The 1662-nt window shown below is 56.7% G+C and carries 1 rRNA gene (only partly in view); it reads left to right on the top strand.

The features are described 5' to 3' along the window. The first annotated feature begins 35 nt into the window (after positions 1–35). Positions 36–1662, top strand: a 23S ribosomal RNA gene (locus tag ACFYP5_RS38585); it runs 1595 nt beyond the window's last position.

The raw sequence follows: 1662 nt of genomic DNA, 5'->3' as shown, positions 1-1662 counted from the left end.
TGTTTGAGAACTGCACAGTGGACGCGAGCATCTGTGGCCAAGTTTTTAAGGGCGCACGGTGGATGCCTTGGCACCAGGAACCGATGAAGGACGTGGGAGGCCACGATAGGCCCCGGGGAGCTGTCAACCGAGCTTTGATCCGGGGGTGTCCGAATGGGGAAACCCGGCAGTCGTCATGGGCTGTCACCCGCTGCTGAACACATAGGCAGTGTGGAGGGAACGAGGGGAAGTGAAACATCTCAGTACCCTCAGGAAGAGAAAACAACCGTGATTCCGGGAGTAGTGGCGAGCGAAACTGGATGAGGCCAAACCGTATGCGTGTGATACCCGGCAGGGGTTGCGCATGCGGGGTTGTGGGATCTCTTTTTCATAGTCTGCCGGCTGTGAGACGAGTCAGAAACCGTTGATGTAGGCGAAGGACATGCGAAAGGTCCGGCGTAGAGGGTAAGACCCCCGTAGCTGAAACATTGACGGCTCGTTTAAGAGACACCCAAGTAGCACGGGGCCCGAGAAATCCCGTGTGAATCTGGCGGGACCACCCGCTAAGCCTAAATATTCCCTGGTGACCGATAGCGGATAGTACCGTGAGGGAATGGTGAAAAGTACCGCGGGAGCGGAGTGAAATAGTACCTGAAACCGTGTGCCTACAAGCCGTGGGAGCGTCGCATGCAAGCTTGCTTGTATGTCGTGACTGCGTGCCTTTTGAAGAATGAGCCTGCGAGTTTGCGGTGTGTTGCGAGGTTAACCCGTGTGGGGAAGCCGTAGCGAAAGCGAGTCCGAATAGGGCGTTTTAGTAGCGCGCTCAAGACCCGAAGCGGAGTGATCTAGCCATGGGCAGGTTGAAGCGGAGGTAAGACTTCGTGGAGGACCGAACCCACCAGGGTTGAAAACCTGGGGGATGACCTGTGGTTAGGGGTGAAAGGCCAATCAAACTCCGTGATAGCTGGTTCTCCCCGAAATGCATTTAGGTGCAGCGTCGTGTGTTTCTTGCCGGAGGTAGAGCACTGGATAGGCGATGGGCCCTACCGGGTTACTGACCTTAGCCAAACTCCGAATGCCGGTAAGTGAGAGCACGGCAGTGAGACTGTGGGGGATAAGCTCCATGGTCGAGAGGGAAACAGCCCAGAGCATCGACTAAGGCCCCTAAGCGTACGCTAAGTGGGAAAGGATGTGGAGTCGCAGAGACAACCAGGAGGTTGGCTTAGAAGCAGCCACCCTTGAAAGAGTGCGTAATAGCTCACTGGTCAAGTGATTCCGCGCCGACAATGTAGCGGGGCTCAAGCGTACCGCCGAAGTCGTGTCATTCCAGCGTATAGGGCCAACGCCTGCTGGGATGGGTAGGGGAGCGTCGTGTGCCGGGTGAAGCAGCCGCGGAAGCGAGTTGTGGACGGTTCACGAGTGAGAATGCAGGCATGAGTAGCGATACACACGTGAGAAACGTGTGCGCCGATTGACTAAGGGTTCCTGGGTCAAGCTGATCTGCCCAGGGTAAGTCGGGACCTAAGGCGAGGCCGACAGGCGTAGTCGATGGACAACCGGTTGATATTCCGGTACCCGCTTTGAAACGCCCAATACTGAATCAGGCGATGCTAAGTCCGTGAAGCCGGCCCGATCTCTTCGGAGTTGAGGGTAGTGGTGGAGCCGACGAACCAGACTTGTACT

The sequence above is a fragment of the Streptomyces sp. NPDC005262 genome, from assembly GCF_042872425.1.
Classification (GTDB): domain Bacteria; phylum Actinomycetota; class Actinomycetes; order Streptomycetales; family Streptomycetaceae; genus Streptomyces.
Note: the sequence above shows the minus strand (reverse complement) of the source record. Positions and strands in the feature narration are given on the sequence as shown.